This is a genomic window from Monashia sp. HAY1-11D, from assembly GCF_056868035.1.
Genome location: NZ_CP200320.1, coordinates 3,914,872 through 3,941,175, shown reverse-complemented (window position 1 = coordinate 3,941,175; position 26,304 = coordinate 3,914,872). Strand labels below are relative to the sequence as shown.

Genomic DNA, 26,304 nt, shown 5'->3' with positions numbered 1-26,304 from the left:
AATTACGTCACAATGGTGTTGTGTTTTTCCCGGAGCATGCACCGCGCGAGGGCAGGGACGGCGACCACGTGTCGCCGCTCGAGTCCCGGACGCGCTCGCGCGTGCTCCACATGGTCTCCTCCGACGGGCCCGTCACGGCCGCGGAGCTCGGCCGTCACCTCGACCTGACCCCGGCCGCCGTCCGACGCCACCTCGACGCCCTCGTGGAGCAGGGCGCCGTCGTGCCCCACGAGCCGGCCGGCCAGCGGCGGGGCCGCGGCCGACCGGCCCGCGCGTACGTCGTCTCCGAGGTCGGTCACCGCTCCCTCGAGGCCGACTACGACTCGCTGGCCGTCGAGGTGCTGGGGTTCCTCGAGGAGCGGGCCGGCAGCGGCGCTGTCGGTGCCTTCGCCCGCGAGCGCGTCGGCGCCCTCGAGGCACGCTACGCGGCGCGTCTCGACGCCGTCGGCGACGACCCCGCCGCCCGCGCCGACGTCCTCGTCGAGGCACTGAGCGAGGACGGCTTCGCCGCGACGGCACGCCCGGTCGGCAGCGGAGGTCTCGCCGGCGTCCAGCTGTGCCAGGGCCACTGCCCCGTGCAGCACGTCGCCGAGGAGTTCCCCCAGTTCTGCGAGGCCGAGACCGATGCGTTCTCCCGGCTCCTCGGGGTGCACGTGCAGCGGCTGGCGACGCTCGCGGGCGGCCACCACGTGTGCACGACGTTCATCCCGACGGGTGGACTCGCACGGAAGAGCGCCGACGCCCCCGATGTTGCCTCCGGTGCAGCACTGAGTAGCCCCGCACCCGCGAGCCCGGGCTCGACCACGTCCGCCAGCACGTCCGCCAGCACGTCCGCCACCACGTCCGCCACCACGTCCGCACGGAACGACCGAACGCACGTCAAGGAAGGTTCCTCATGACCACCCACATCGAAGAGCTGAACCCCGGCCTCAAGGGCATCGGCACCTATGAGTACGGCTGGGCCGACAGCGACGTGGCCGGCTCGTCAGCTCGCCGTGGGCTCAACGAGGACGTCGTGCGCGACATCTCGGCCCGCAAGAACGAGCCCGAGTGGATGACGAAGCTGCGCCTGAAGAGCCTGAGCCTCTTCGGCAAGAAGCCGATGCCCTCGTGGGGCTCCGACCTGACCGGCATCGACTTCCAGAACATCAAGTACTTCGTGAAGTCCACCGAGAAGCAGGCGGCCACGTGGGACGACCTGCCCGAGGACATCAAGAACACCTACGACCGCCTGGGCATCCCGGAGGCCGAGAAGCAGCGCCTCGTCTCCGGCGTCGCCGCGCAGTACGAGTCCGAGGTCGTCTACCACCAGATCCGTGAGGACCTCGAGCAGCAGGGCGTCATCTTCCTCGACACCGACACCGCGCTCAAGGAGCACGAGGACATCTTCCGCGAGCACTTCGCGACGGTGATCCCCGCAGGCGACAACAAGTTCGCCGCGCTCAACACCGCCGTGTGGTCCGGTGGCTCGTTCATCTACGTGCCCAAGGGCGTCCACGTCGACATCCCGCTCCAGGCGTACTTCCGGATCAACACCGAGAACATGGGCCAGTTCGAGCGCACGCTGATCATCGCCGACGAGGGCTCCTACGTGCACTACGTCGAGGGCTGCACCGCGCCGATCTACAAGTCGGACTCCCTGCACTCGGCCGTCGTCGAGATCATCGTCAAGAAGAACGCCCGCGTGCGCTACACGACGATCCAGAACTGGTCCAACAACGTCTACAACCTCGTCACCAAGCGCGCCACCTGCGAGGAGGGCGCGACGATGGAGTGGATCGACGGCAACATCGGCTCCAAGGTGACGATGAAGTACCCCGCCGTCTTCCTCATGGGCGAGCACGCCAAGGGTGAGACGCTCTCGATCGCCTTCGCGGGCGAGGGGCAGCACCAGGACACCGGCTCCAAGATGGTCCACGCGGCTCCCAACACGAAGAGCTCGATCATCAGCAAGTCCGTGGCCCGCGGTGGCGGTCGCGCCTCCTACCGCGGTCTCGTGCAGGTGCTCGAGGGCGCCTCGCACTCGGCCTCGACCGTGCGCTGCGACGCCCTGCTCGTCGACACGATCAGCCGCTCCGACACCTACCCGTACGTCGACATCCGCGAGGACGACGTGTCGATGGGTCACGAGGCCACGGTCTCCAAGGTGTCCGAGGACCAGCTCTTCTACCTCATGTCCCGTGGCATGGCCGAGGACGAGGCCATGGCGATGATCGTGCGCGGCTTCATCGAGCCGATCGCGCGCGAGCTGCCCATGGAGTACGCCCTCGAGCTCAACCGCCTCATCGAACTGCAGATGGAAGGAGCCGTCGGCTGATGAGCCTTCTGGCTGACACGACCACCGACACCACCGACACCCAGCAGAGCGAGACCACGGTGCACGACGCTGTCACGACCGCCGCCGTTCCCGGTACGACGGCGCACACCGACTCGGCCGCGGCCTTCGTGCCGAGCCAGTCGCGTGCCGAGCGCACGGCGTCCTTCGACGTCGCCGCCTTCCCGCTGCCCTCGGGCCGCGAGGAGGACTGGCGCTTCACGCCCGTCAAGAAGCTCGCCGGCCTGCTCGCCGAGGGTGCGACGGGTCGCCTCGACGTGGGCAGCCAGCTGCCCGAAGGGGTCACGACGTCGACGATCACGGCCGGCCAGGCCCAGGGGCTCGGCATCCTCCCGCCCCAGGACCGTGCCGCGGTCGTCGCCGGCGCGGCTGCCGACGGCGCGCTGCTGCTCGACATCCCGGCGGAGGCGGAGCTCGACGCGCCGGTGCGCCTCTCGCTCGTCGGCACCGGCGGTGAGCCGGTGCACGGCCACCTCGTCGTGCGCGCCGGGCGCTTCTCCAAGGCGACCGTCGTCGTCGAGCACACCGGCTCGGCGCAGTACTCCCAGCTGCTCTCCGTCGTCACCGGCGACGGGTCCGACCTCACCGTCGTGTCGGTGCAGCGGTGGGACGACGACGCCGTCCACCTGGCTCAGCACGACGCGCTCGTCGGGCGCGACTCGCGCTACAAGCACCTCGCGGTGACGCTCGGCGGCGAGGTCGTCCGCGTCAACGCGAACGTGCGGTACGCCGGACCGGGCGGCGACGCGACGCTCCTCGGCGTCTACTTCGCCGACGCCGGACAGCACCTCGAGCACCGGTCCTACGTCGACCACAACGAGGCGCACTGCAAGAGCCGGGCGACCTACAAGGGCGCGCTCCAGGGCGAGACCGCCCGCACCGTGTGGGTCGGCGACGTGCTCATCCGTGCCGAGGCCGAGGGCACCGACACCTACGAGCTCAACCGCAACCTCGTCCTGACCGACGGCGCCCGGGCCGACTCGGTGCCGAACCTCGAGATCGAGACCGGTGAGATCGAGGGCGCCGGGCACGCCTCTGCGACAGGGCGTTTCGACGACCTGCAGCTGTTCTACCTGCAGTCGCGCGGCATCACCGAGGACGAGGCCAAGCGCCTCGTCGTGCGCGGCTTCTTCGCCGACATCATCCGCGAGATCCCGCTCGCCGACCTGCGGGACGAGGTCACCGCGGCGATCGAGGAGGAGCTCGCCTCCACGGCCTACGCGGCCGCCACCCAGCAGACCCCCAGCACGACGAACAGCCCGACGAACAGCCCGACGAACAAGGAGAACTGACCCGATGAGCACGCTCGAGATCAAGGGACTCACGGTCTCGGTCGAGACCGAGGACGGCCCCAAGGAGATCCTGCGCGGGGTCGACCTCACCGTGAAGTCGGGGGAGACCCACGCGATCATGGGGCCGAACGGCTCCGGCAAGTCGACGCTGGCCTACAGCATCGCCGGCCACCCGAAGTACACGGTCACCGGTGGCACGGTGACCCTCGACGGCGAGGACGTCCTCGCGATGAGCGTCGACGCGCGCGCCCGGGCCGGGCTCTTCCTCGCGATGCAGTACCCGGTCGAGGTCCCCGGCGTCACGGTGAGCAACTTCCTACGCACCGCCAAGACCGCCGTCGACGGCGAGGCCCCGAAGCTGCGGACGTGGGTCAAGGAGGTCAAGGAGGCCATGAACAACCTCCGCATGGACCCCGCGTTCGCCGAGCGCAACGTCAACGAGGGCTTCTCGGGCGGCGAGAAGAAGCGCCACGAGATCCTCCAGATGGAGCTGCTCAAGCCGAAGGTGGCCGTCCTCGACGAGACCGACTCCGGCCTCGACGTCGACGCCCTGAAGATCGTCTCCGAGGGTGTCAACCGCGCCAAGGAGAACAGCGACCTCGGCGTCCTGCTCATCACGCACTACACGCGGATCCTGCGCTACATCAAGCCGGACTTCGTCCACGTCTTCGTCGAGGGCAAGATCGTCGAGGAGGGTGGCCCCGAGCTGGCCGACCGCCTCGAGGACGAGGGTTACGACCGCTACCTCACCGCGGCTCCCGCGGTGGTGGAGGCCTGAGCCCGATGACTGACGTCCTGCCGTTCACGGATGGGGAGCTCGCCGCGATCCGCGGTGACTTCCCCATCCTCGCGCGCACCGTGCGCGACGGCAGGCCGCTGGTCTACCTCGACTCGGGGGCGACGTCGCACAAGCCGACCGCTGTCCTGGACGCCGAGCGCGCCTTCTACGAGCAGCGCAACGCCGCGGTCCACCGCGGCGCGCACCAGCTCGCCGAGGAGGCGACCGACGACTTCGAGGCAGCCCGCGCGACCATCGCCTCGTTCATCGGCGCGCCGTCCGACGAGGTGGTCTTCACCAAGAACGCCACGGAGGCCCTCAACCTCGTCGCGTACGCGTTCTCCAACGCCGCGCCCACCGACGACCCCAAGGACGAGCGCTTCGTGCTCGGTCCCGGGGATGAGATCCTCGTCACCGAGATGGAGCACCACGCCAACCTGGTGCCCTGGCAGGGCTCGCCCGTCGCACGGGCGCGACCCTGCGCTGGGTGCGGGTCGGCGAGGACGGCGCCCTGCTCCTCGACGGGCTCGGCGACCTGCTCACCGAGCGCACCAAGGTCTTCGCCTTCACGCACGTCTCCAACGTGCTCGGCACGGTCAACCCCGTGACCGAGCTGGCGGAGCGCGCCCACGCCGTCGGTGCGCTGGTCGTCGTCGACGCGTGCCAGTCGGTGCCGCACCTGCCCGTCGACGTCGCGACGCTCGGCGCCGACTTCATCGCGTTCAGCGGCCACAAGATGTACGGCCCGATGGGCGTCGGCGTCCTCTGGGGTCGCGGTGCGCTGCTCGACGTGATGCCGCCGTTCCTCACGGGCGGCTCGATGATCGAGCTCGTCACGATGGAGCGCTCGACGTACGCCCCTGCACCGCAGAAGTTCGAGGCCGGCGTGCCCAACGCCGCACAGGCAGTGGGCCTCGCCGCGGCCGTGCGCTGGATCGAGTCCATCGGCATCGACCGCGTCCACGCGAACGAGGCCGCTCTCGTCGACCTGCTCCAACGCGGGCTCGCCGCGCGCCCCTGGGTACGCGTCGTCGGCCCGGCACGCGGTGTCGAGCGCGGCGGGGCCGTCGCGTTCGTCGTCGAGGGCGTCCACGCGCACGACGTCGGGCAGGTGCTCGACGACGCCGGCGTCGCCGTGCGCGTCGGCCACCACTGCGCGTGGCCGCTGCACCGCGTCCTCGGCGCCACGGCCACGACGCGCGCGTCGTTCGGCGTGCACAACGGTCCCGACGACGTCCGGGCCCTGCTCGCGGCGCTCGACCGCGTGCCCCGGATCTTCGGCATCGACGTGACCGGCACCGACCTCGACTCCGACCCCGACGCCGACCTCGAGGCCCGCCACGACGCGCGGGCGCTGCGCGGCGAGGCCGACGACGCGAGGGAGGCGAGCTGATGGACCTCTACCAGGAACTCATCCTCGACCACTCGAAGCGGCCGCACCACGCGGGTCTGCGCGAGCCGTTCGACGCCGAGGTGCACCACATCAACCCGACGTGCGGCGACGAGGTGACCCTGCGGGTCGAGGTCGCGGGCGAGGGCGCCGACGCGGTCGTGCGCGACGTGTCGTACGACGCCCGGGGCTGCTCGATCTCGGTGGCCAGCTCGTCGGTCCTCGCCGAGGAGGTCATCGGCCGACCCGTGGCCGAGGCGCTGTCGACCTTCGCCGCGATGCGCGCGATGCTCACCTCCAAGGGCACCCTGAGCGGTGACGAGGAGGTCATCGGTGACGGCGTCGCCTTCGCCGGCGTCGCGAAGTACCCGGCACGCGTCAAGTGCGCGCTGCTCGGCTGGACCGCCTTCACCGATGCGCTCGCCCGCGCCGGCGTCGACATCGGCGAGGCCTCCACCGCCCCCGCTGACAGCACCCGACCTGCCCGACCCACCCATCGACCGACCCACGGAGTGTCGTCATGACCGAGACCACCACCCCGACCAACGTCGCCGACGTCGAGGAGGCCCTGCGCGACGTCGTCGACCCCGAGCTCGGCATCAACGTCGTCGACCTCGGGCTCGTCTACGGCATCACCGTCGACGCGCAGGCGCACGCCGTCATCGACATGACGCTGACCTCCGCCGCGTGCCCGCTCACCGACGTCATCGAGGACCAGACCGCGCAGGCGCTCGAGGGCCTCGTCGCCTCCCACCGGATCAACTGGGTGTGGATGCCGCCGTGGGGCCCGGACAAGATCACCGAGGACGGCCGCGAGCAGCTGCGCGCCCTCGGCTTCAACCTCTGAGCCGCACCCTGAACGCGACCTGACCGTGGGCAGCCGGGTCATCGAGGTCGACCCCGACCGGTTCGACCGCTGGATGGCCGGGTTCGCCGAGCGCCACGGCCTCTACGACGCCGCCGAGGAGACCGCTCCCGGCGGGGTCGTCGTGTCCGCGCGGGCGGCCGACGGATCCACCCTCGTGGCCACGCCGTTCTCCCACGACCCGCTCGGCGTCGTGCTCGTTCGGCGCGGTGGGTACGCGGTCGGCCTGGCCGTCGACGGCGCGTGGCGTGGCTCGAAGGTCGGGACGCGGCACGTCCAGTCGCGCACGGCAGCCGGCGGCTGGTCGCAGCAGCGGTTCGCGCGACGGCGCGGCAAGCAGGCCGACGAGCTCGTCGAGGCCGTCGTCGGGCATGCGCGCCGGGTGCTGCTCGGCGGCGACGAGTCGCCCGCCTCCGCTGCACCCGGGCTCCCGCGCGGCCTCGTGGTCGGCGGCGACCGGCGCCTCGTCCGGCAGGTCCTCGACGCGTCGGCCCTGCGGGCGCTGCGCGACCTGCCGCTGCGCGAGCTCTACGACCTGCCCGACCCACGCCGTGACGTGCTCGACAGCGCCCTGCGACGCGGCCGCGCGGTGTGGGTCGAGCTCACCGAGCCCGACGCGCCCTGAGCTGCTCGGTGCGTCAGCTCACCGACTCGACGCCGAAGGTGTTGCACTGGTTGATGTCGCCGGTGCGGTAGCCCTGCGTGAACCACGCCTGCCGGGCCTTCGCCGACCCGTGGGTCCAGGACTCCGGGGTGACGCGGCCCTGCATCTTCTCCTGGATGCGGTCGTCGCCGACGGCGGCGGCGGCCGACAGGGCGGACCTGATGTCGGACTCGGTGATGGGCTTGAGCAGCGTCGTGCCGTTCTGGTCGGTGGTCTCGGTGGCGTGCTTGACCCACGTGCCCGCGAGACAGTCGGCCATGAGCTCCATGCGCACGGAGCCGGAGTTCGGGCCCTGCGGGTCCTGCTGGGCCCGGTTGAGGATGCCGAGGAGGTCCTGGATGTGGTGGCCGTACTCGTGCGCGACGACGTACTCCTTGGCCAGCTGGCCGCCGTCTGCCCCGAACGTGCTCTGCAGCTCGGCGAAGAAGCTCGCGTCGATGTACACCTTGCCGTCGAGGGGGCAGTAGAACGGCCCGACCTGCGAGTTCGCGGTGCCGCAGCCGGAGGGTGTCTGGCCCTGGTAGATGACCGTCTTGGCCGGCTCGTAGTTCACCTGGTACTTCGGCAGCGTCTTCGTCCAGTAGTCCTGGACGCTGTTGACCGTCGCGACGACGAGGCAGACGTCGTCCCGGTTGGCGTCCGCGCCCGTCCTGCACCGGGAGAAGCTCGCCCTGGTCGACCTGCCCGGCCGCGGCGACCTGGCTGTTGTCGAGCTGCTGGGCCGGCAGGCCCCCGACGCCGGCGTCGCCGGAGTCGCCCCCGCCGAGGAGCCGTCCGCCCCCGAAGATGAGCAGCAGGACGAGCACGATGAGGCCGCCGATGCCGCCCCCGACCTGGATGCCGCCGGGGAACCCCCCGCCTCCGCCGCCGAAGCCGCCGCCACGTCCGCTCTCGACCTGCGAGGTGTCCAGCTGCGCATTGTCGTTGAAGGTCATCGGGCTGCTCCTGTGGCTCGGGACCGGCGCCCCGGGGCGTCGCGGTCCGCTGGGTCAGCCGGGCCTGGGCCCGTCCGTCTCGATCTGGTGAGGCCGTACCCACCGGCGGGTCCGGGCTCGCGTCCGGACACGCGTCAGGGCACGCGTCAGGACACGACGACGGCGTCGGGGGTCGTCGTCGTCAGGCGCATCCGGACCGTCACCTCGTCGCCCACCTGCGGCGGAGTCACGCCGTCGGGCAGGGTGAGGATGCTGCACTGCATGTGGGGTGGCTCCGCGAAGCGAGGCATCGTGCCCGAGACGGTGAAGGGCGACCGGACGCGGTGGGCAGCCTCGAGCACTCCCTCGGCGACCGCCACGGCGCGCGACCGGGCTGTGGCGGCCGAGGCGGGACTCTCCATGGCGACGCCGTGCGACGTGCCGCCGCTGACCACCACGAGGTGGCCGGGCGCCACCGGACGCTGCCGGTAACCGGCGCGGGCCCCGCGTCCGACGCGGCGTACGTCGAGGACGTGCGCCCGGACCTCGTAGGAGCCCTTGTCGGCGTACCAGAGGTCGGTGCCGATGCGGGGGCGGAACTCGAGCCCGGGGTGGCGCCGGTGCAGCTCGGCGAGCTCCGCCGCGCTGACGTGCGAGACGTACCACGTCAGCTCGCCGGGGACGGCGGCGACGAACCGGCTGATCTCCTCGACGTGGCCGCTGCCGAGCGGCAGGTGCAGCGTGACGCCGACGGCATCCGCCTCGCCGACGAGGGCCGCGACCTCGGTCATCGGGGTTCCGAACCGGTTCATCGAGGTCAGGCCCTCGACGACGACCCGCGCGTGGGCGTTCGCGGCACGCAGGTCCGCGAGGTCCTCGCGCGTCGTGACCGTGTGCACGGCACGGTCGTGGACGAGCTCCGGCACACCGTCGTGGACGGCCGCCCGGTACGGCTCCATGACGAGGACGTCGCCGCCGAACCAGCCGAGGGTCTCGGGCAGCTCGGCGTAGGTGCCGATGGCCACCATGGGCACGCCGAGGCGGCCGGCCTCCGCGCACAGCAGCTCGCGCCCGAACCCGTAGCCGTTGCCCTTGACGACGGGCACGAGGCCCGGACGGTCGGCGACGAACCGGTCGTGGGCCGAGCGCCAGCGCTCACCGTCGACGTGCAGCACCAGGGACACGAACCGTCACCGCCGCTTCATGTAGAGGTCGAAAGCCTTGTACAGCAAGCGGTTCAGCGGCAGATCCCATTCACCGGCGAGACGCACCGCCTCGCCGCCCGTCCCGACCTTGAACCGGATGAGCCCGATGTGGGGGTTGTCGGCCGCGACGGTGTTGGTGATCCCGCGCAGGTCGTAGACGGTCGCGCCCGCGGCGATGGAGTCGCGGATCATCTGCCACTGGATCGCGGTGGACGCCTGCAGCTCGCGCTTGGCGGCGGTCGAGGCGCCGTAGGAGTACCAGGCATGCTCACCGACGCGGATCCAGATCGTCGCGGCGAGGGCGTCGCCCTCGTGCTCGGCGAGGTACACCCGGATGCGGTGGGCGTCCTCGGCCGACATCGTCGCGTACATGTGCTCGAAGTACTCACGTCCCCGTGGGGTGAACCGGTCCCGCTCTGCCGTCTCCACGTAGAGGCGGTGGAACGTCCCGAGGTCGGCCGCGTCGCCGACGCGGACCGTGACGCCGTTCTTGGTGGTCTTCTTGACGTTGCGGCGCCAGAGCTGGTTCATGCCGGCGAGGACGTCGGCCTCGGTGCGCCCCGCGAGAGGCACCTGGAAGACGTACTCGGGCTGCCCGGCCGCGAACCCGTCCTCGGGCGAGAGGTGCCGGAAGCCGAGTCGCTCCAGCTCGGCGACGACCGCGGTGCCGACGGGCTCGACGACGTCGGGGGTCGCCTCGTCGTAGCGGCGCACGTCGTCGTCGGCGATGGCCGCCTTGATGGTGGCGGCGTGCCAGCGGTGCGTGGGCACGGGTGGCCCGAGACGCAGCGCGAAGGCCCCCTTGCCGCGGAGGTGGTCCCGCAGTGCGCGGAGCAGCTCGACGAGACGCGGGGAGGTCCAGTCGATGACCGGACCCTCCGGGACATAGGCGAGCGACCGCCCGATGCGCGGCAGGGACCGATGGAGCACGAGCGCCGCGCCGACCATCCGGTCGCCCTCGAAGAAGCCCACCGACCCGTGTCGCCAGTCCCGCTTGACCTCTCCCCACGCCGGGGTCTGCAGGAAGCTCGCGGACGGCTGCGTGCGCAGCCAGGCGAGGTGCTCGGCTGCGGTGATGTCACGGGCGGTGATGGGGGCTGTCACGGGGGCTCACGCTACCCGAGCGCATCGACGCCGCAACGACGTGAGCCGGCGGCGGGACGACCCGTCGGCGGCACCCTCGCGACGCTCCTAGAATGGTGGGGTTGTCCGGCCGCTGACGAAGTGCGGCACATCGAGGAGGAACGCCGTGATCGTCGCCACCGGGATCGAGCTGCGTGCTGGGGCGCGCCTGCTGCTGGAGGACGCCAGCTTCCGCGTCGACTCCGGCGACCGCATCGGCCTCGTCGGTCGCAACGGGGCCGGCAAGACGACCCTGACCAAGGTCCTCGCCGGGGAGGGGCTGCCCGCCGCGGGCACCGTGACTCGCACCGGCGCGGTCGGCTACCTGCCCCAGGACCCGCGCACGGGCGACCTCGAGATCCTCGCCCGGGACCGCATCCTGTCGGCCCGCGGCCTCGACACGATCGTCCGCGACCGCGCCGCGGCCGAGGTGAGGATGGGCAGCGACGACGAGAAGGTCCGCGACAAGGCCATGCGCAAGTACGCGCGCCTCGAGGTCGAGTTCGAGGCCCAGGGCGGCTACGCCTCCGAGTCCGAGGCAGCCTCGATCGCGAGCGCCCTCGGGCTCGACGAGCGCATCCTCTCCCAGCCCCTTCGCACGCTCTCCGGTGGCCAGCGGCGACGCGTCGAGCTGTCGCGGATCCTCTTCTCCGGCAACGAGACCCTGTTGCTCGACGAGCCGACCAACCACCTCGACGCCGACTCGATCGTGTGGCTGCGCGAGTACCTGCGCGCGTACAAGGGCGGGCTCATCGTCATCAGCCACGATGCCGACATGCTCGACGCGGTGGTCAACAAGGTCTACCACCTCGACGCCAACCGCTCGGCCCTCGACGTCTACAACGTCAGCTGGAAGACCTACCTCCAGCAGCGCGAGACCGACGAGCGACGCCGACGCCGCGAGCTGCAGAACGCGCAGAAGAAGGCCGGCGCACTGCTGGCCCAGGCGGACAAGATGCGTGCCAAGGCCACGAAGGCCGTGGCCGCCCAGAACATGGCCAAGCGTGCCGAGCGCCTCCTCGCCGGCGTCGAGGGCGAGCGCGTCCAGGACAAGGTGGCCAAGCTGCGCTTCCCGAAACCGGCTGCCTGCGGCAGGACGCCGTTGCGCGCCTCAGGGCTGTCGCGCTCGTACGGGTCGCTCGAGGTGTTCACCGACGTCGACCTCGCCATCGACCGGGGGAGCAAGGTCGTCGTGCTCGGCCTCAACGGCGCCGGCAAGACGACCCTGCTGCGGATGCTCGCCGGCGTCGACGCCCCGGACACGGGCGAGGTCGAGCCGGGCCACGGCCTGCGCCTCGGCTACTACGCCCAGGAGCACGAGAACCTCGACGTCGAGCGGACCGTCCTGGAGAACATGAAGTCGAGTGCCCCGGACCTCGGCGAGACCGAGGTCCGCAAGGTGCTCGGGTCCTTCCTCTTCTCCGGCGACGACGTCCACAAGCCCGCGGGCGTGCTGTCCGGCGGTGAGAAGACGCGCCTGTCGCTGGCGATGCTGGTGGTCTCGGCCGCCAACGTCCTCCTCCTCGACGAGCCCACGAACAACCTCGACCCCGCCTCGCGCGAGGAGATCCTCGGCGCGCTCAAGACGTACGAAGGCGCCGTCGTCCTCGTCACCCACGACGAGGGCGCGGTCGAGGCCCTCGAGCCCGAGCGCATCCTCCTGCTGCCCGACGGTGTCGAGGACCTCTGGGGGCCGGACTACCGGGACCTCATCGCGCTCGCCTGACTCATAAGTGTCTGTGATGGGTCACATCATGGACCGTTATTGTCTTTCGTCCCCGGCGGCGTGACACTTCTCGACATGCCGACCGACCACACCCTTAGCTGCCCGTTCTGCGCGGGCGAGGACGTGACGCCCTTCCCCGACCCGACCGCCGCCTGGTCGTGCCTGGACTGTGCACGCGTCTTCCGGGTCGAGGTCGTCCAGCCGGCGTCCGTCGCCGGGTGGGGCGTGCTCCGGGCCGTGCTGCCGGCCCGGCTGCCCGCGGCCGCCTGACGAGGTGACCCGCCGGTAGCCTGCGAGGCATGACCGCGACGCAGCACGACCGACCCCATCCGCACCTGCGTGTCGAGACGGCCGGCCCCGTTCGCACCCTCGTCCTCGACCACCCGGACCGGCGCAACGCCCAGACGCCCTCGCTGTGGGCGGCGCTCGCCGACCAGGCCCGCTCGGTGCCCGAGGAGGTGCGCGTCGTCGTCCTGCGCGGGGAGGGCGCGGCGTTCTCGGCCGGCATCGACACCGCGATGTTCACGCCCGAGGGCGTGCCGGGGGAGGAGAGCGTCCTCGCGCTCGTCTCCGGCGGCTCCGCGTCCGTCCAGGACGGCATCGCGCGCTTCCAGGAGGGTTTCACGGCCTGGGCGCAGTGTCCGGCCGTCGTCGTCGCCCAGGTGCACGGCTACGCGATCGGGGCGGGACTCCAGCTCGCGCTCGCCGCGGACCTGCGCGTCGCGGCGCTCGACTCGTGGTTCGCCATGCGTGAGGTGAGCCTCGGCCTCGTCCCGGACCTCGGCGGCACGGGTCCGCTCGTCCACCTCGTCGGGTACGCCCGGGCCCTGGAGATGTGTGCCACGGGCCGACCGGTGTCGGCGCCCGAGGCCCACGCCATGGGCCTGCTCACCTCGATCGCGCCGGCGGCCGATCTCGACGAGGCCACGGCCTCCCTCGTCGCGGCCCTCCTCGAGGCCCCCGCCGAGGCGGTGCGTGCCCTCAAGCCGTTGCTGCGCGCCGCCGTGACCAACGACGCCGAGACCCAGCTGCGCGCCGAGCGTCAGGCCCAGACCGGGCTCCTCCTCGGCATGGTGGGGCGCCTGCGTCCCGACGCTCCCGACGCTCCCGACGCGTCCTGACACCCCCGAGGCCTCCGGGGGCTTTCCGACGCCGGGGCACGTCGCCGGGTGCTGTGAACGGTGTCGGGAATCGGTGTCGGGAATCGGTGTCGGTGGTCGCGGGTTGGATGGAGAGGAGCAGCCGGTCCGAGAGGGCCGACGCGGAGCAAGGAGGAGTCGCCGTGGGGATGCAGCCATGGATGGCGATGCGGTCGATGTCGCGCGACTCGTCCGTCGCCGAGCGGAGCCTCGCGCCGGGCACCCGGCGTCGGGTGCTCGGCTACGCGCGCCCCTACAAGGGCGCCATCGCGGCCTTCCTCCTCGTCGTCGTCCTCGACTCGCTCCTCGTCGTCGCCGTCCCGCTCCTGCTCAAGGGGATCGTCGACGACGGCGTCGTACCGAGGGACTCCGGCCTCGTCGTCCGGCTCTCCCTGGTCGTTGCCGCCATCGCGGTGGTGGACGTGCTGCTCACGGTCGTCTCACGCTGGTACTCCGCGCGCATCGGCGAGGGCCTCATCAACGACCTGCGCACCGAGGTCTTCGGCCACGTCCTGCGCCAGCCGATCGCCTTCTTCACGCGCGCCCAGACCGGCTCGCTCGTCTCGCGTCTCAACAGCGACGTCGTCGGCGCCCAGCAGGCCTTCACCTCGGTGCTGTCGAACGTCGTCAGCAACGTCGTGTCGGTCGTGCTCGTCGTCGGCGCGATGTTCGCCCTCTCCTGGCCGCTGACGCTGGGTTCGCTGCTGCTCGTGCCGCTCTTCCTCGTCCCGGCGCGGCTCATGGGGCGCCGTCTCGCGACGCTCGCCCACCGCCAGATGACCGTCAACGCCGACATGGGCACCCGGATGACCGAGCGGTTCAACGTCGCCGGTGCCCTCCTCGTCAAGCTCTTCGGCTCGCCCGCGCGCGAGGAGGCCGAGTACGCCGAGCGCGCCGGACGCGTCCGCGACATCGGCATCGAGATCGCGGTCAACCGCACGGTCTTCATGGCGGGACTCACCTTGGTGGCGGCCCTCGCCACCGCGATGGTCTACGGCTTCGGCGGGGTCATGGCCGTCGGCGGGACGCTCTCGGTCGGCACCCTCCTCGCACTGGCCGCCCTCCTCGCCCGCCTCTACGGCCCCCTGACGTCGCTGTCCAACGTGCGCGTGGACATCATGACCGCCCTCATCTCCTTCGAACGCGTCTTCGAGGTGCTCGACCTCGAGCCCCTCGTCCGGGAGCGACCCGACGCCGTGGCCCTGCCCAGGGGTCCGCTCGGCGTCGCGCTCGACGGCGTGTCGTTCCGCTACCCCTCCGCCGACGAGGTGTCGCTGGCCTCGCTCGAGTCGGTCGCGTCCGGCGACCGCCGGGGCAGCGGTCTCGTCCTGCACGACATCGACCTCGACGTGCCCGCGGGGTCCCTCGTGGCGCTCGTCGGTCCTTCGGGCGCCGGCAAGACGACGCTCACCGCGCTCGTCGCCCGGCTCTACGACCCGAGTGCCGGGAGCGTCCGCATCGGCGGCCTCGACCTGCGCGACGTGACGATGGAGTCGCTGCGCCAGCGCGTCGGGGTCGTGACCCAGGAGGCGCACCTGTTCCACGACACGATCCGCGCCAACCTCCTCTACGCCCGTCCCGATGCCACCGAGGCGCAGGTCGCGGCGGCGCTGCGCGCGGCCCAGATCAGCGACCTCGTCGAGGAGCTGCCCGAGGGGCTCGACACGGTGGTGGGTGACCGTGGTCACCGGCTCAGCGGCGGCGAGAAGCAGCGCTTCGCCATCGCACGGCTGCTGCTCAAGGCGCCGGACGTCGTCGTGCTCGACGAGGCGACGGCCCACCTGGACTCCGAGTCGGAGGTGGCCGTCCAGCGCGCGCTCGACGCCGCCCTCGAGGGCCGCACGTCGATCGTCATCGCCCACCGGCTCTCGACGATCCGGCAGGCCGACCTCATCGTGGTGCTCGACCACGGCCGTGTCGTCGAGACGGGCCGACACGCCGAGCTGCTCGCCCGGGGCGGGCTGTACGCCGACCTGCACGCCACCCAGTTCGACGAGAAGGCCGTCGAGCGCGCGGTCTGAGCGCCACCGCCCGCGATCTGCGCCCGAGGACGGTTACGCGTCCTCCTCGTCCCAGATGCGCACCTTCCTGGGTCTGGCCGGCTTGGCCGGACGTGCTGGCCGTGACGGACGGTCCGAGGCGGCGGGAGCGGCGGCGCGGTCGACGCCGACCGGGACGTGCCCGACCGACCCCTCACCCGGCGCCGGCCGCCATGTGCCGTCGCCCTCGATGTCGCCCTCGATCCCGTCCTCGGTCTCGCTGTCGGCCAGCAGGACCTCGCGGCGCATCGCCCACCAGACGAAGACCACGCCGCCGGGCATGAACAGCCACCACTGGTAGGCGTAGGCCTGGTGCGGTCCGAGGTCCTCCTCGGGGCGGGGCAGCGGCCGCACCGGGTGGGCGCCCGGCGACGCGGCGGGCTGCTGGGAGCCGAGGACGACGTACCAGTCGAGGGGGCTCAGCGCGGGCACCTGGGCCCGGGCGTCGGTGAGGTCGATGCTCGCCAGCTGGGGGTGCGGCAGGTCCCGGCCCAGGCTCGGCTCGTCGGTGCGCAGCCATCCCGTCACGGCGACCTCGCCCGCGGGGGCGGGGTCGGCCGGGGGCGTCGTCTCGGCGTTCTGCGCGTTGGGCACCCAGCCCCGGTCGACGAGGACGACGTGTCCGTCGGTCGAGAAGGGGGTCAGCACCTCGAACCCGACCGTCTGGTCGAGGGTGCGGTTGCGCACGAGCAGGTCGCTGCCCGACGCGTACGTGCCCCTCAGGGTGACGCGCGTCCACTGCCGCTCGGGCGTGAGCGGCCCTGCCGCGAGGGCCTGCTCCAGCGGGACCGGCGAGGCGTCGTAGTGGCGGCCGATGGCGTCGACCTTGACCTGCTTGTCCTCGTGGCGGTGCCACTGCCACAGGCCGAGGTAGAAGCACGCGACGCCGAAGAGGACCGCGAGGAGGGTCCCGACCAGCCAGCGCCGGGTCAGCCACAGTCTGAGCACGTCTTGACGGTACCCCGGCCTAGAGTGGAGGCCATGACCAGCCTTCCCGACCCCACGGTGCTGCCCGTCGGCACCGGCCTCGCCGACCGGTTCGGGCGGGTGGCGCGCGACCTGCGGGTGTCGGTCACCGACCGGTGCAACCTGCGCTGCACGTACTGCATGCCGGCGGAGGGTCTGCCGTGGATGCCGCGCGCCGAGATGCTCACCGACGCGGAGATGCTGCGCGTCATCGGCCTGTTCGTCCGAGACGGCGTCACCCAGGTGCGCCTCACCGGTGGCGAGCCCCTCCTGCGTCGCTCCCTCGTGGACCTCGTCGCCGGCATCGCCGCGCTCGAGCCTCGGCCCCGCATCGCCATGACGACCAACGGCGTCGGCCTGGAGAAGGTCGCCTCCGCCCTTCGCGACGCGGGGCTCGACCGCGTCAACGTCAGTCTCGACACCATCGACGCCGAGACCTTCACGCGGCTGACGCGCCGGGACCGGCTCGCCGACGTCGAGGCCGGGCTCCGGGCGGCGGCCGAGGCCGGGCTGACGCCGGTCAAGGTCAACGCCGTCGCGATGCGCGGTCTCAACGACGACGCGGTCGCCGACGTGCTGGCGTGGTGCCTCGAGCGCGGTTACGAGCTGCGCTTCATCGAGCAGATGCCCCTCGACGCCCAGCACGCGTGGGACCGGCGCGACATGGTCACGGCCGACGAGATCCGGGCCCGGCTCTCGCAGCGGTGGACCCTGACACCCCTGCCGGCCGCGGACCGGGGCAGTGCCCCCGCCGAGCGGTTCCTCGTCGACGGCGGTCCCCAGACGGTCGGCATCATCGCCAGCGTGTCGGCCCCCTTCTGCGCGGCCTGCGACCGCACCCGACTCACCGCCGACGGACAGGTGCGCAACTGCCTGTTCTCCACCACCGAGACCGACCTGCGCGGGCCGATGCGCGACGGCGCCTCCGACGACGAGCTGCTCGCTCTGATGCGCGGCGAGATGTGGCGCAAGCGGCGCGGGCACGGCATCGGCGACCCGGACTTCGTGCAGCCGGACCGGCCCATGTCCGCCATCGGCGGCTGAGCCGGCCGAGCACCGTCGCGGCCGACCGGTCAGCCGTCGGCGTCGGTCAGCGCCTCCACGGGGACGACCTCGATGAGGAACCCCCGGAGCGCGACGAAGTCGGCGAGGGACGTCCGGTGCTCGTCGCACGCGAGCCAGACCTTGCGGCGGTCGGCGGCGTGCAGCTTCGGGTTGTTCCAGACGACCGCGTGACGGGCCGTCGCTCGGCAGCCCTTCGCGCTGCAGACGTGCTCGGGTGCCTCGACCGGGTCGAGGGAGGGAAGGACGCTCACCGGTGGGTCACTGCTCGAGGCGGTGGGTGTCGTCGGGTCGCGGCGTCACGGCCTGGATGGAGCCGACCTCCCGCGGTCGCACCGCGTTCGCGATGACGACGGCGAAGTAGGGGATGACGACCGCGCCGGCGACGGCGGCCCAGCGCACCCAGCCGGACGTGACGAAGACGAGCCCGAAGCACGCGACGCGGATCCCCATCATGATGAGGTAGCGCTTCATCCGCGCGCTCTGGTCGTCGGTCGTCGACGTCGCCGCCGAGGTGACGGTGTGGACCACCGGTCGGTCGTTGTGTCGTGCCACCTCTCCACCTTAGGTCGCCGTCGGCCCGCGACCTACGGTGCTGTCTACCCTTGGGTAGTCCGTTAGGTTTCGGGGCAGCACCAGACAGCACTGATGGGGCTCCGGACCGCCGAGGTGGCCGGACCGTGAGCACGACGACCCGGCCTGGCCGGACGGACGGAGGAACGACCAGTGGCATCGACCGCATCGCCCGGCGCACCCGCGGGGACGCAGCGCAACGTGCTCGTGACCGGAGGAAACCGCGGCATCGGCCTGGCCATCGCCCGGTCCTTCGCGGACGCCGGCGACAACGTCGTCATCACCTACCGCTCGGGGGAGCCGCCGGACGGGCTGCGCGGCGTCGTCTGCGAGGTCACCGACACGGCGTCCGTCGACCAGGCGTTCACGCAGGCCGAGGAGCTGCTCGGTGGCCCGGTCGAGGTGCTCGTGGCGAACGCCGGGATCACCCGCGACACGCTGCTGATGCGGATGAGCGACGAGGAGTTCGACGCGGTCATCGACACCAACCTCGCCGGTGCGTTCCGTTGCGCGCGCCGGGCCGCCACCGGCATGATCCGCAAGCGCAAGGGGCGGATCGTCCTCATCAGCAGTGTCGTCGGCCTCTACGGCTCGCCCGGCCAGACCAACTATGCCGCGTCGAAGTCCGGGCTCGTCGGCCTGGCCCGGTCGATCACCCGCGAGCTCGGTGGGCGCGGCATCACGGCCAACGTCGTCGCCCCGGGCTTCATCGAGACCGAGATGACCGCGGGGCTTCCCGAGGACCAGAAGAAGGCCTACCTATCCGGGATCCCCGCCGGCCGCTTCGCCACGCCGGAGGAGGTCGCCTCCGTCGTCCGGTTCGTCGCGAGCGAAGAGGCGGGCTACATCACCGGCGCCGTCATCCCCGTCGACGGCGGCCTCGGCATGGGGCACTGACCCAGCGGCGCTGACCGGCGCTGACCGGCGCTGACCGGCGCTGACCGGCGCTGACCGGCGCTGACCGGCGCTGACGCTCCGACACGCTGCAGGCGCGTCGACCGCATCTCCTCCCCGAACCCACAGAAAGTCGCAGGCATGGGAATCCTCGAAGGCAAGAAGCTGCTCGTCACCGGTGTCCTCATGGACAGCTCGATCGCGTTCCACGTCGCCAAGATCGCTCAGGAGGAAGGGGCGCAGGTCGTGCTCACCTCGTTCGGGAGGACGATGAAGATCACCCAGACGATCGCGCGTCGCCTGCCCGAGACGCCTGCGGTCATCGAGCTCGACGTCGCCGAGCAGGAACACCTCGACACCCTCGCCGACCGCCTGGCCGAGCACGTCGACGGCCTCGACGGCGTCCTGCACTCCATCGGGTTCGCCCCGCAGGGCGCGTTCAACTTCATCGAGGGGACGTGGGAGGACGTGTCGACGGCCCTGCACATCTCGGCGTACAGCCTCAAGTCCCTCGCGGTCGCGGCCCTGCCGCTCATGAAGGAGGGTGGCAGCGTCGTCGGGCTCACCTTCGATGCGAAGTTCGCCTGGCCGGTGTACGACTGGATGGGGGTGGCGAAGGCCGCGTTCGAGTCGACGAACCGCTACCTGGCCCGCGACCTCGGCCCGAGGAACGTGCGGTGCAACCTCGTCGCCGCGGGTCCGATCCGCACCACCGCCGCCAAGTCGATCCCCGGCTTCGAGCAGTTCGAGCAGGTCTGGGACGAGCGCGCCCCGCTCGGCTGGGACGTCAACGACGCCGTCCCCGCGGCCAAGGCGTGCGCGGCGCTGTTGTCCGACTGGTTCCCGGCGACGACCGGCGAGATCGTCCACGTCGACGGCGGCGTGCACGCCATGGGCCAGTGACCTGACCGGCGCCGCGCGAGCGCCCCAGCCCGTCGCTAGAGTCCTGCCCATGCCTGACGCCGCGACCGACGCCACCACCCTCGGCGCGACCGACGCCACCACCGACGCCGCGACCGACGCCGGGACCGACGCCGCCACCGCGACCGAGGCCGTCCGGGTCGACGAGGTGCGCGTCCTCGACGGTCCGAACCTCTACTTCGCTCGGCCCGCCATCAAGGTCAGCCTGCACCTGCCCGGCTACCTCGACCTGCGGCGGACCGAGGCCGAGGCCCTCGCGGCGCGCCTCGGGCTGCGCTCGGCGCGGCCGGGCAAGCGCGGCACGGCGCTGCGCCAGCGCTTCGTCATGCGGGTCATCCGCACCGTGACCCGACGCCTCGGGACCGAGATCGGCGTCGGCCGGCTCGGCGTCCGGGTTCGCGCCGGAGGAGCCGTGGAGGACGCGGTGCTCGCCTTCCCGTGGGTCCACCGCACCCGCGGACAGGTGGCCGGCGAGCAGGTCGCCGTGGTCCTCGAGCAGCTCCTCGCGCCGACGTGCCGGGCCGAGGACGCCATCGGCGCGGCGGCCGAGAGGATCCTCGCCGCGCCGGACGGCCCCGGCCCCAGCGTCATCACACCCACCGTGCCGGTCGCGTCCGTCACCGGCACGAACGGCAAGACGACGACGACCCGGCTCATGGCGCACATGTGCATGGCCGCCGGGCTGACGACGGCCTGGAGCTCGACCGACGGGATCGTCGTCATGGGCGAGACCACGGAGGCCGGTGACTTCTCGGGCCCGGCCGGCGCCCGCGGCGTCCTCGAGACCCCGGGCCTCCAGGTGGGCATCCTCGAGACGGCCCGCGGCGGCATGCTGCTGCGTGGCATGGGCGTCACGGCCAACGATGTCAGCGTCGTCACCAACGTCAGCGCCGACCACCTCGGGCTGCAGGGCATCGACACCCTCGACCAGCTCGCCGAGGTCAAGGCCATCGTCACCACGGTCACGCGGCCGGAGGGCTGGTGCGTCCTCAACGGCGACGACCCACGCGTGTGGGCGATGCGCCGCCGCAGCCGGGCGAAGCCGTGGGCGTTCAGCCTCGACCCCGACTCGCCGGCCCTCTGGGAGGCGGTCAACGCCGGCGGTCGGGGGATCACGGTGCTCGAGGGCGAGATCGTCGTCCTGTCGGCCAACGGCGACCCCGACCGGCTCGTCAAGGTCACCGACGTGCCGATGACCCTGAGCGGCCTGTCGCGCAACAACATCGCGAACGCCCTGGCGGGTGCGGCCGCGGCCCTCGGGCTCGGCGTCCCGCGCTCCGCGGTCGTGGAAGGGCTGCGCACCTTCGCGCCCGACCCCGAGCACAACTGGGGGCGCCTCAACACCTACACGCTGCCGCTCGGGCGTGGCGGTCGAGCCACGGTCATCATGGACATGGCCCACAACGAGGCGGGTCTCGAGGCGCTCCTCGAGGTGGCGCACGGCCTGGCGGCCCCCGGCGGGGCGGTCCGCGTCGGGCTCGGCTGCGCGGGTGACCGCACCGACGAGGCGATCGAGGCCATGGGCGAGATCGCCGGGCGGGGCGCCGACGACGTCGTCCTCAAGATCGCGAGGCGCTACCTGCGCGGCAGGGAGCCGGAGAACCTCCTGGGGCTCTTCCGGGACGGCCTGGCGCGCGTCGGCGTCCTCGACGTCCCCGCCCACGACACCGAGCTGTCCGCCCTCGAGCAGCTCGTCGCGCATGCCCACGACGGCGACGTCGTGGCCCTCATGTGCCACGCCGAGCGCGCGGAGGTCGACCGCTGGCTGCGGGACAACGGCGGAACCGTCGACGACGCCCGGGTGATCCGACGCAAGGTCGTGGCTGCCCGGGGCGAGCACGAGCTCGAGGCGGAGATCGCCGCCCTGTGGGAGACCGCGGACCCGGAGGGGCGCATCTCAGCGGCCCGGCGACTCCTCGACGAGCACCCCGGCGACGCGCGGCTCGAGTTCGAGCTGGCCGGCGCGATGGACTCGGCGGGCGACGAGCACGGGGCGATCCCGCTCTACGAGAAGGCGATCCGTGGCGGACTGCCCGAGCCGCACCGGCACCGGGCGCAGCTGCAGCTCGCGTCGAGTCTGCGCGTCGTCGGTCGGCCCGAGGAGGCCGACGCGGTCCTCGAGGACGTGCTCGAGACCCGGCCCCACAGCACGGCGGCACTGCTGTTCCGCGCGCTCGTGCGCACCGACCTAGGCCGTGAGCGTGAGGCAGTCGCGGACCTGGTGCGCGCGACCCTGGACGCCACGACCGACCCCGAAGCCCAGTCCTACCGCCGGGCCCTGCGGGCCTACGCCGACGACCTCGCCCCGGCCGACGGCTGACCCAGGCGCCCTCGCGGCAGGGCCGTCCCCGGACGCCGTCCGGAACCGCGCCGTGGCGCAATTCTGGGCGACGGGGAGGGGCCGGATCGCGGCCGGAACCGCGCCGTGGCGCACTTCTCGTCGCCGAACGGGGCCGGATGCCGGCCGGAACCGCGCCGTGGCGCACTTCTCGTCGCCGAACGGGGCCGGATGCCGTCCGGAACCGCGCCGTGGCGCACTTCCGGGCCGCAGGGCCTCGGTCAGACGGCGGTGTCGTCGGCCTGGCCGGGGTCCGCCTCGCCCGGCGCGTCACCCGGGAGCCCGACGAGCGCCTCCTCCTCGGCCTCGGTGCCCTCGGCCTCCGCGGTCTCGGTGAGCGTGCTCGGGTCGAGGTCGGGGTCGCTCGTGGCCGCCCCGGGGGTTCCGAGGCGCGCGCCGGCCTGCGCCGACTTCGTCCGCTCCTCGAGCTCGGCGACGACGCGGGCGTGGTTGTCGACGCACATGACGACGACGTCACCTGGGTTGGTGCGCGCCAGCACGTGCCGCGTCGCCTCGAGCTCGTCGAGGACGATCTCGACCTGCCGGCAGCGGGCCCCGTCGGCCATCGCCTTGTGCGCACCCTCGGCGACCAGCTGCGCCGACTCGCCGGGGCGGCGCCCACGCAGGCGGGCGTCCTCGCGGACGACGACGACGTCGAAGTGGTGCGCGGCGACCTCGCCGAGCTCGCGGATGTCGTCGTCTCGACGGTCGCCGGCGGCTCCGATCATGCCGATGCGTGAGACCCGGGCCAGGTCGGCCTGCCCGCGCTTCTGCTCGGCGTAGCGGTCGACGAAGGTCCCGAGCTCCTTCATGCCGGCGGCGTTGTGGCAGTAGTCGACGAAGACGTCGGCGTTGCCCACGTGGACGAGGTTGAGGCGCCCGGGGGACAGGTAGTAGGTGGTGGCGAAGGTGCGCAGACCCTGCCGGATGTCATGCAGGGGCGCCCCCGCGGCGAAGGCCGCCCCGGCCGCGGCCAGCGCGTTGGCGACGTTGAACCGCGCCGCACCGCCGAAGGTCGAGGGAAGCAGGTGCGTCCAGGCCAGCTGCATGCTGCGGCGCCCGTGCTTGATGACGATCATCTCCCCGCGGTCGCTCGGCTCGAGCACGACGGCGCGCCCGCCCCGACGGCAGTGGTCGTCGACGAGCTCACGCACCTCGGTGCCGGGTTCGGACATCGTGAACCAGACGATGCCGCCCGAGCACCGGCGTCGCATGTTGCGCACGTGCGGGTCGTCGGCGTTGAGCACGGCAAAGCCGTCGCGGGGCACCGCCTCGACGATGACGGCCTTGACGTCGGCGAGCTGGCGCAGGGTGTCGATCCCCTTCATCCCGAGGTGGTCCGGCGCGATGTTGGTGACGACCGCGATGTCGTTGCGGTCGTACCCGAGGCCCTCGCGCAGGATCCCGCCCCGCGCGACCTCCATGACGGCGAAGTCGACGCGTGGGTTCTGCAGCACCATCCGCGCCGACCGGGGGCCCGACGCGTCGGCCTTGATGACGAGGCGCTCGTCGATGACGACGCCGTCGGTCGAGGTCATACCGACCTTGCGGCCGAGACCCTTGAAGATGTGGGCGATCATCCGTGACGTCGTCGTCTTGCCGTTGGTGCCGGTGACCGCGACGATCGGCACCCGCGAGGGCGTCCCCGGCGGGAAGAGCAGGTCGACGACCGGCTTGGCGATGAACTGCGGCTCGCCGACCGTGGGGTGCGTGTGCATCCGGAAGCCGGGCGCGGCGTTGACCTCGCAGATGGCACCTCCCGTCTCACGGACGGGGTAGGTGATGTCGGGGCAGATGAAGTCGATGCCCGCGACGTCGAGGCCGACGATGCGCGCGGCCTCCTCGGCGATCTCGACGTTGTCGGGGTGTGCGTCGAAGGTGCGGTCGATGGAGATGCCCCCGGTGGACATGTTGCCGGTCAGGGCGAGCTTGACCATCTCACCCTCGGGCGGCACCGAATCGAGGGAGTACCCCTGTGCGGCAAGGACATCCAGTGCGGGGCCGTCGACGCGGATCTTCGTCAGGACCTTCTCGTGGCCGACGCCGCGGCGCGGGTCGGCGTTGGTGGCCTCGACGAGCTCGCCGACGGTGTGGGTGCCGTCACCGACGACGTGAGCCGGCACCCGCTCGGCGATGGCCTGCATCCGGCCACCGACGATGAGGCACCGGTAGTCGCGGCCGGTGACGAACGACTCGACGATGACCGTGCCGCGCCGCGACTGCTCCCTGGCGATGTCGAACGCCTTCTCGACGTCCTCGTCGCTGCGCAGGTCGAGGCACACACCACGGCCGTGGTTGCCGTCGAGCGGCTTGACGACGACGGGGAAGCCGATGCGTCGGGCCGCCTCGACGGCGCCGCGCAGCGTGCGGACCGACGCCTGCTTGGGCACCGGCAGGCCCGCCGAGCCGAGGAGCTTCGTGGTGAGGTCCTTGTCGCCGGCGATGTCGACGGCGAGCGCACCCGTGCGGCTCGTCATGGTCGCCCGGATCCGCTGGGCGTGGACGCCCTGGCCGAGCTGCACGAGCGAGCCGGTGTTGAGCCGGATGAAGGGGATGTCGCGCGACGCCGCCTCCTCGAGGATCGCCGACGTCGACGGGCCGAAGGCGACGCGCTCGGCCTGGCGCAGGAAGTCGTGGAACGCCGTGTCGAAGTCGAAGCCCTCCTCGGGCTGCACGAGGTGGTTGATGAGCCGCACCGCGAGGCGTCCGGCGGCGACACCGACGGTCTCGTCGGTGTAGGCATAGATGACGTCGTAGCGGCCGGGGTGACCCTTGACGCCGCGCGTCTTGCCCCGACGGGAGTCGTGCCCGGCGAGCGTCTGCAGCTGCAGGGCGACGTGCTCGGTGACGTGCCCGAGCCAGGTCCCTTCGCGGAGTCTCTCGACGAAACCGCCCTTGCGGCCCCGGGAGCACGTGTGGTTCTCGAGGCCGGGGACCGCTGCCAGCAGCTGGTCGGTGAATCCCGGCAACGACACCGTCGGGTACTCCTCGAGGCTGCCGAGCTCGACGACGAGGTGGACCGCCTGCTGGTAGGACCAGACGTTCGGACCGCGGTAGATCCTCGTCTCGAGGATCGTCAGGTCCGGACGCGCGAGTCCGGTGGGGGTCGGTACCTCGACGGCCATCGCAGTGCTCCTGGGGGATGGGGGATCTCAGTGGACGGTGCTGCTGCCCGGACCGACCCGGGCCGTGCGGTCCTTGGCCGGCACGACGGCGCCCTCGATGTCGGGGTGCCGCTCGACGAACGAGGTCAGCTCGACGTGCTCGAGGTCGAACGTACTGCCGGCGGGCAGCGAGTGCACCACCGCGCCCGACACGAGCAGCGGGGCCCCGCGCCGGGCGTCGGGGGCGTCGGTGACGGCGTCGCGGGCGTTGACGAGGAAGATGGCGCCCGCTCCGAGGACGGTGAGCCACCGGCCGTCGCGGATCTCGGCGGCGGTGTTCTCGTCGATCCCCAGGCCGAGCAGGTTCGGCGAGGCGGCGACCATCGACATGAGCCGGCCGTAGCGGCCTCGCTGGTCGAAGTGCTGGTCGATGATGGCGTCCTCCACCAGGCCGAGGCCGGCCGAGATCTGGCTCGCCCGCTGCCGCGGGGTCAGGCCCTCGTCGCCGAGCGAGATCATGAACCGGCTGAGGATCGAGGCGCCCGCCGACGTCCCGGCGACCACGGCCCCGCGTTCGTAGGCGCGGACGATCGCGTCACCGACCGGGGTGCCGACGACGTTCTGGGCGAGCTTGACCTGGCTGCCGCCGGTGAGGAAGACACCGGTGGCGGCGTCGAGCTCCGCGACCAGGTCTGGCGAGGCGGCGTCGCGACGCGTCCGCGGGTGGACGGCGACGACGTCACCGCCTCGCAGCCGGGTGAACGCGTCGCGGTAGGACTCCGACACCTCGTCCGCGTAGGCCGACGCGGTGGGGATGACGACGATGCGGGAGGAGCGTCCGCCGGCCAGGCGCACGAACCGCTTGAGCACGACCGAGCGTCCGAGCCGGTCCTCGGCGCCGCCGATGACGAGCAGCGTCCGGCGCACGCCGCCCACGGGGGGCGAGGCCGGGCCGAGGGACGGGGTGCTGTGCATCG

Annotated in this window: 22 protein-coding genes and 2 pseudogenes; 16 read left to right on the top strand and 8 right to left on the bottom strand. The window is 72.2% G+C overall.

What is annotated here, in order from left to right; translation table 11 throughout:
• The first annotated feature begins 20 nt into the window (after window positions 1–20).
• The 8 genes and pseudogenes from AC1VM9_RS18295 to AC1VM9_RS18260 all read left to right on the top strand — a co-directional run bounded on the left by AC1VM9_RS18295 (window position 21) and on the right by AC1VM9_RS18260 (window position 7,285).
• Window positions 21–899 carry a helix-turn-helix transcriptional regulator gene (locus tag AC1VM9_RS18295; protein ID WP_483123633.1) on the top strand — a complete coding sequence of 293 codons (879 nt, stop codon included), beginning with the start codon at window positions 21–23 and terminating at the stop codon, window positions 897–899.
• Complete coding sequence (sufB, locus tag AC1VM9_RS18290) at window positions 896–2,317, top strand: Fe-S cluster assembly protein SufB (RefSeq protein WP_481340730.1); 1,422 nt, start codon at window positions 896–898, stop codon at window positions 2,315–2,317. Before AC1VM9_RS18295 ends, sufB begins: the two co-directional genes overlap by 4 nt.
• Window positions 2,317–3,627, top strand: coding sequence for a Fe-S cluster assembly protein SufD (gene sufD / locus AC1VM9_RS18285; protein ID WP_483123631.1), 1,311 nt, complete (start codon window positions 2,317–2,319; stop codon window positions 3,625–3,627). Before sufB ends, sufD begins: the two co-directional genes overlap by 1 nt.
• A 4-nt stretch (window positions 3,628–3,631) precedes the next feature.
• Complete coding sequence (gene sufC, locus AC1VM9_RS18280) at window positions 3,632–4,405, top strand: Fe-S cluster assembly ATPase SufC (RefSeq protein WP_483123630.1); 774 nt, start codon at window positions 3,632–3,634, stop codon at window positions 4,403–4,405.
• Between the two features lie 5 nt (window positions 4,406–4,410).
• A pseudogene (locus AC1VM9_RS18275) lies at window positions 4,411–5,693 on the top strand (SufS family cysteine desulfurase); the annotation flags it as partial.
• Window positions 5,694–5,797: 104 nt separating this feature from the next.
• Complete coding sequence (sufU, locus tag AC1VM9_RS18270; protein WP_483123629.1) at window positions 5,798–6,319, top strand: Fe-S cluster assembly sulfur transfer protein SufU; 522 nt, start codon at window positions 5,798–5,800, stop codon at window positions 6,317–6,319.
• The gene (locus tag AC1VM9_RS18265; protein WP_481340725.1) at window positions 6,316–6,642 is read left to right on the top strand and encodes a metal-sulfur cluster assembly factor; all 327 of its coding nucleotides are present in this window, start codon (window positions 6,316–6,318) and stop codon (window positions 6,640–6,642) included. Before sufU ends, AC1VM9_RS18265 begins: the two co-directional genes overlap by 4 nt.
• A gap of 25 nt (window positions 6,643–6,667) precedes the next feature.
• Entirely contained in the window at window positions 6,668–7,285 is a 618-nt protein-coding gene (locus AC1VM9_RS18260; RefSeq protein ID WP_481340724.1) for an acVLRF1 family peptidyl-tRNA hydrolase, read from the top strand.
• Window positions 7,286–7,298: 13 nt separating this feature from the next.
• Here the strand turns inward: AC1VM9_RS18260 and ypfJ are convergent.
• The 3 genes and pseudogenes from ypfJ to AC1VM9_RS18245 all read right to left on the bottom strand — a co-directional run bounded on the left by ypfJ (window position 7,299) and on the right by AC1VM9_RS18245 (window position 10,547).
• Window positions 7,299–8,259, bottom strand: a pseudogene (ypfJ, locus tag AC1VM9_RS18255) (KPN_02809 family neutral zinc metallopeptidase).
• Window positions 8,260–8,405: 146 nt separating this feature from the next.
• Entirely contained in the window at window positions 8,406–9,422 is a 1,017-nt protein-coding gene (locus AC1VM9_RS18250; RefSeq protein WP_483123627.1) for an alanine racemase, read from the bottom strand.
• 6 nt (window positions 9,423–9,428) lie between these two features.
• The gene (locus AC1VM9_RS18245) at window positions 9,429–10,547 is read right to left on the bottom strand and encodes a lipid II:glycine glycyltransferase FemX (RefSeq protein WP_483123626.1); all 1,119 of its coding nucleotides are present in this window, start codon (window positions 10,545–10,547) and stop codon (window positions 9,429–9,431) included.
• A gap of 145 nt (window positions 10,548–10,692) precedes the next feature.
• Between AC1VM9_RS18245 and AC1VM9_RS18240 the strand changes: the two genes are divergently transcribed.
• The 4 genes from AC1VM9_RS18240 to AC1VM9_RS18225 all read left to right on the top strand — a co-directional run bounded on the left by AC1VM9_RS18240 (window position 10,693) and on the right by AC1VM9_RS18225 (window position 15,451).
• Window positions 10,693–12,291, top strand: a complete 1,599-nt coding sequence (locus AC1VM9_RS18240) for an ABC-F family ATP-binding cassette domain-containing protein (RefSeq protein WP_481344906.1) — start codon at window positions 10,693–10,695, stop codon at window positions 12,289–12,291.
• A gap of 75 nt (window positions 12,292–12,366) precedes the next feature.
• A complete protein-coding gene (locus AC1VM9_RS18235; protein WP_481344905.1) occupies window positions 12,367–12,561 on the top strand; it encodes a hypothetical protein in 195 nt (64 codons plus the stop codon).
• 29 nt (window positions 12,562–12,590) lie between these two features.
• Window positions 12,591–13,412 carry an enoyl-CoA hydratase/isomerase family protein gene (locus AC1VM9_RS18230; protein WP_483123624.1) on the top strand — a complete coding sequence of 274 codons (822 nt, stop codon included), beginning with the start codon at window positions 12,591–12,593 and terminating at the stop codon, window positions 13,410–13,412.
• Window positions 13,413–13,579: 167 nt separating this feature from the next.
• The gene (locus AC1VM9_RS18225; protein WP_483124045.1) at window positions 13,580–15,451 is read left to right on the top strand and encodes an ABC transporter ATP-binding protein; all 1,872 of its coding nucleotides are present in this window, start codon (window positions 13,580–13,582) and stop codon (window positions 15,449–15,451) included.
• Window positions 15,452–15,484: 33 nt separating this feature from the next.
• On the opposite strand, the gene AC1VM9_RS18220 is transcribed toward AC1VM9_RS18225, so the two are convergent.
• Complete coding sequence (locus AC1VM9_RS18220) at window positions 15,485–16,417, bottom strand: SURF1 family cytochrome oxidase biogenesis protein (protein WP_483123623.1); 933 nt, start codon at window positions 16,415–16,417, stop codon at window positions 15,485–15,487.
• Window positions 16,418–16,450: 33 nt separating this feature from the next.
• Between AC1VM9_RS18220 and moaA the strand changes: the two genes are divergently transcribed.
• Window positions 16,451–17,479: a GTP 3',8-cyclase MoaA gene (gene moaA / locus AC1VM9_RS18215; protein ID WP_481340715.1), complete on the top strand. Its 1,029-nt coding sequence runs from the start codon at window positions 16,451–16,453 to the stop codon at window positions 17,477–17,479.
• A gap of 29 nt (window positions 17,480–17,508) precedes the next feature.
• Here moaA and AC1VM9_RS18210 read toward each other — a convergent pair whose 3' ends face one another.
• Both AC1VM9_RS18210 and AC1VM9_RS18205 read right to left on the bottom strand, forming a co-directional pair.
• The gene (locus AC1VM9_RS18210) at window positions 17,509–17,751 is read right to left on the bottom strand and encodes a hypothetical protein (RefSeq protein WP_483123621.1); all 243 of its coding nucleotides are present in this window, start codon (window positions 17,749–17,751) and stop codon (window positions 17,509–17,511) included.
• A gap of 7 nt (window positions 17,752–17,758) precedes the next feature.
• Entirely contained in the window at window positions 17,759–18,052 is a 294-nt protein-coding gene (locus AC1VM9_RS18205) for a DUF3099 domain-containing protein (RefSeq protein WP_481340713.1), read from the bottom strand.
• A gap of 171 nt (window positions 18,053–18,223) precedes the next feature.
• On the opposite strand from AC1VM9_RS18205, the gene fabG reads away from it, so the two are divergent.
• The 3 genes from fabG (at window position 18,224) to AC1VM9_RS18190 (ending at window position 22,205) form a co-directional block, all read left to right on the top strand.
• Window positions 18,224–18,967, top strand: coding sequence for a 3-oxoacyl-ACP reductase FabG (gene fabG, locus AC1VM9_RS18200; RefSeq protein ID WP_481340712.1), 744 nt, complete (start codon window positions 18,224–18,226; stop codon window positions 18,965–18,967).
• A 138-nt stretch (window positions 18,968–19,105) separates the two neighbouring features.
• Complete coding sequence (gene fabI, locus AC1VM9_RS18195) at window positions 19,106–19,867, top strand: enoyl-ACP reductase FabI (RefSeq protein ID WP_481347277.1); 762 nt, start codon at window positions 19,106–19,108, stop codon at window positions 19,865–19,867.
• Window positions 19,868–19,916: 49 nt separating this feature from the next.
• The gene (locus tag AC1VM9_RS18190; RefSeq protein ID WP_483123620.1) at window positions 19,917–22,205 is read left to right on the top strand and encodes a tetratricopeptide repeat protein; all 2,289 of its coding nucleotides are present in this window, start codon (window positions 19,917–19,919) and stop codon (window positions 22,203–22,205) included.
• Window positions 22,206–22,444: 239 nt separating this feature from the next.
• Here the strand turns inward: AC1VM9_RS18190 and cphA are convergent, their stop codons facing one another.
• Together cphA and AC1VM9_RS18180 are read right to left on the bottom strand one after the other, a co-directional pair.
• Window positions 22,445–25,348: a cyanophycin synthetase gene (cphA, locus tag AC1VM9_RS18185; protein WP_483123619.1), complete on the bottom strand. Its 2,904-nt coding sequence runs from the start codon at window positions 25,346–25,348 to the stop codon at window positions 22,445–22,447.
• A 27-nt stretch (window positions 25,349–25,375) separates the two neighbouring features.
• A complete protein-coding gene (locus tag AC1VM9_RS18180) occupies window positions 25,376–26,302 on the bottom strand; it encodes a cyanophycinase (protein WP_483123617.1) in 927 nt (308 codons plus the stop codon).
• Window positions 26,303–26,304 lie beyond the last annotated feature (2 nt).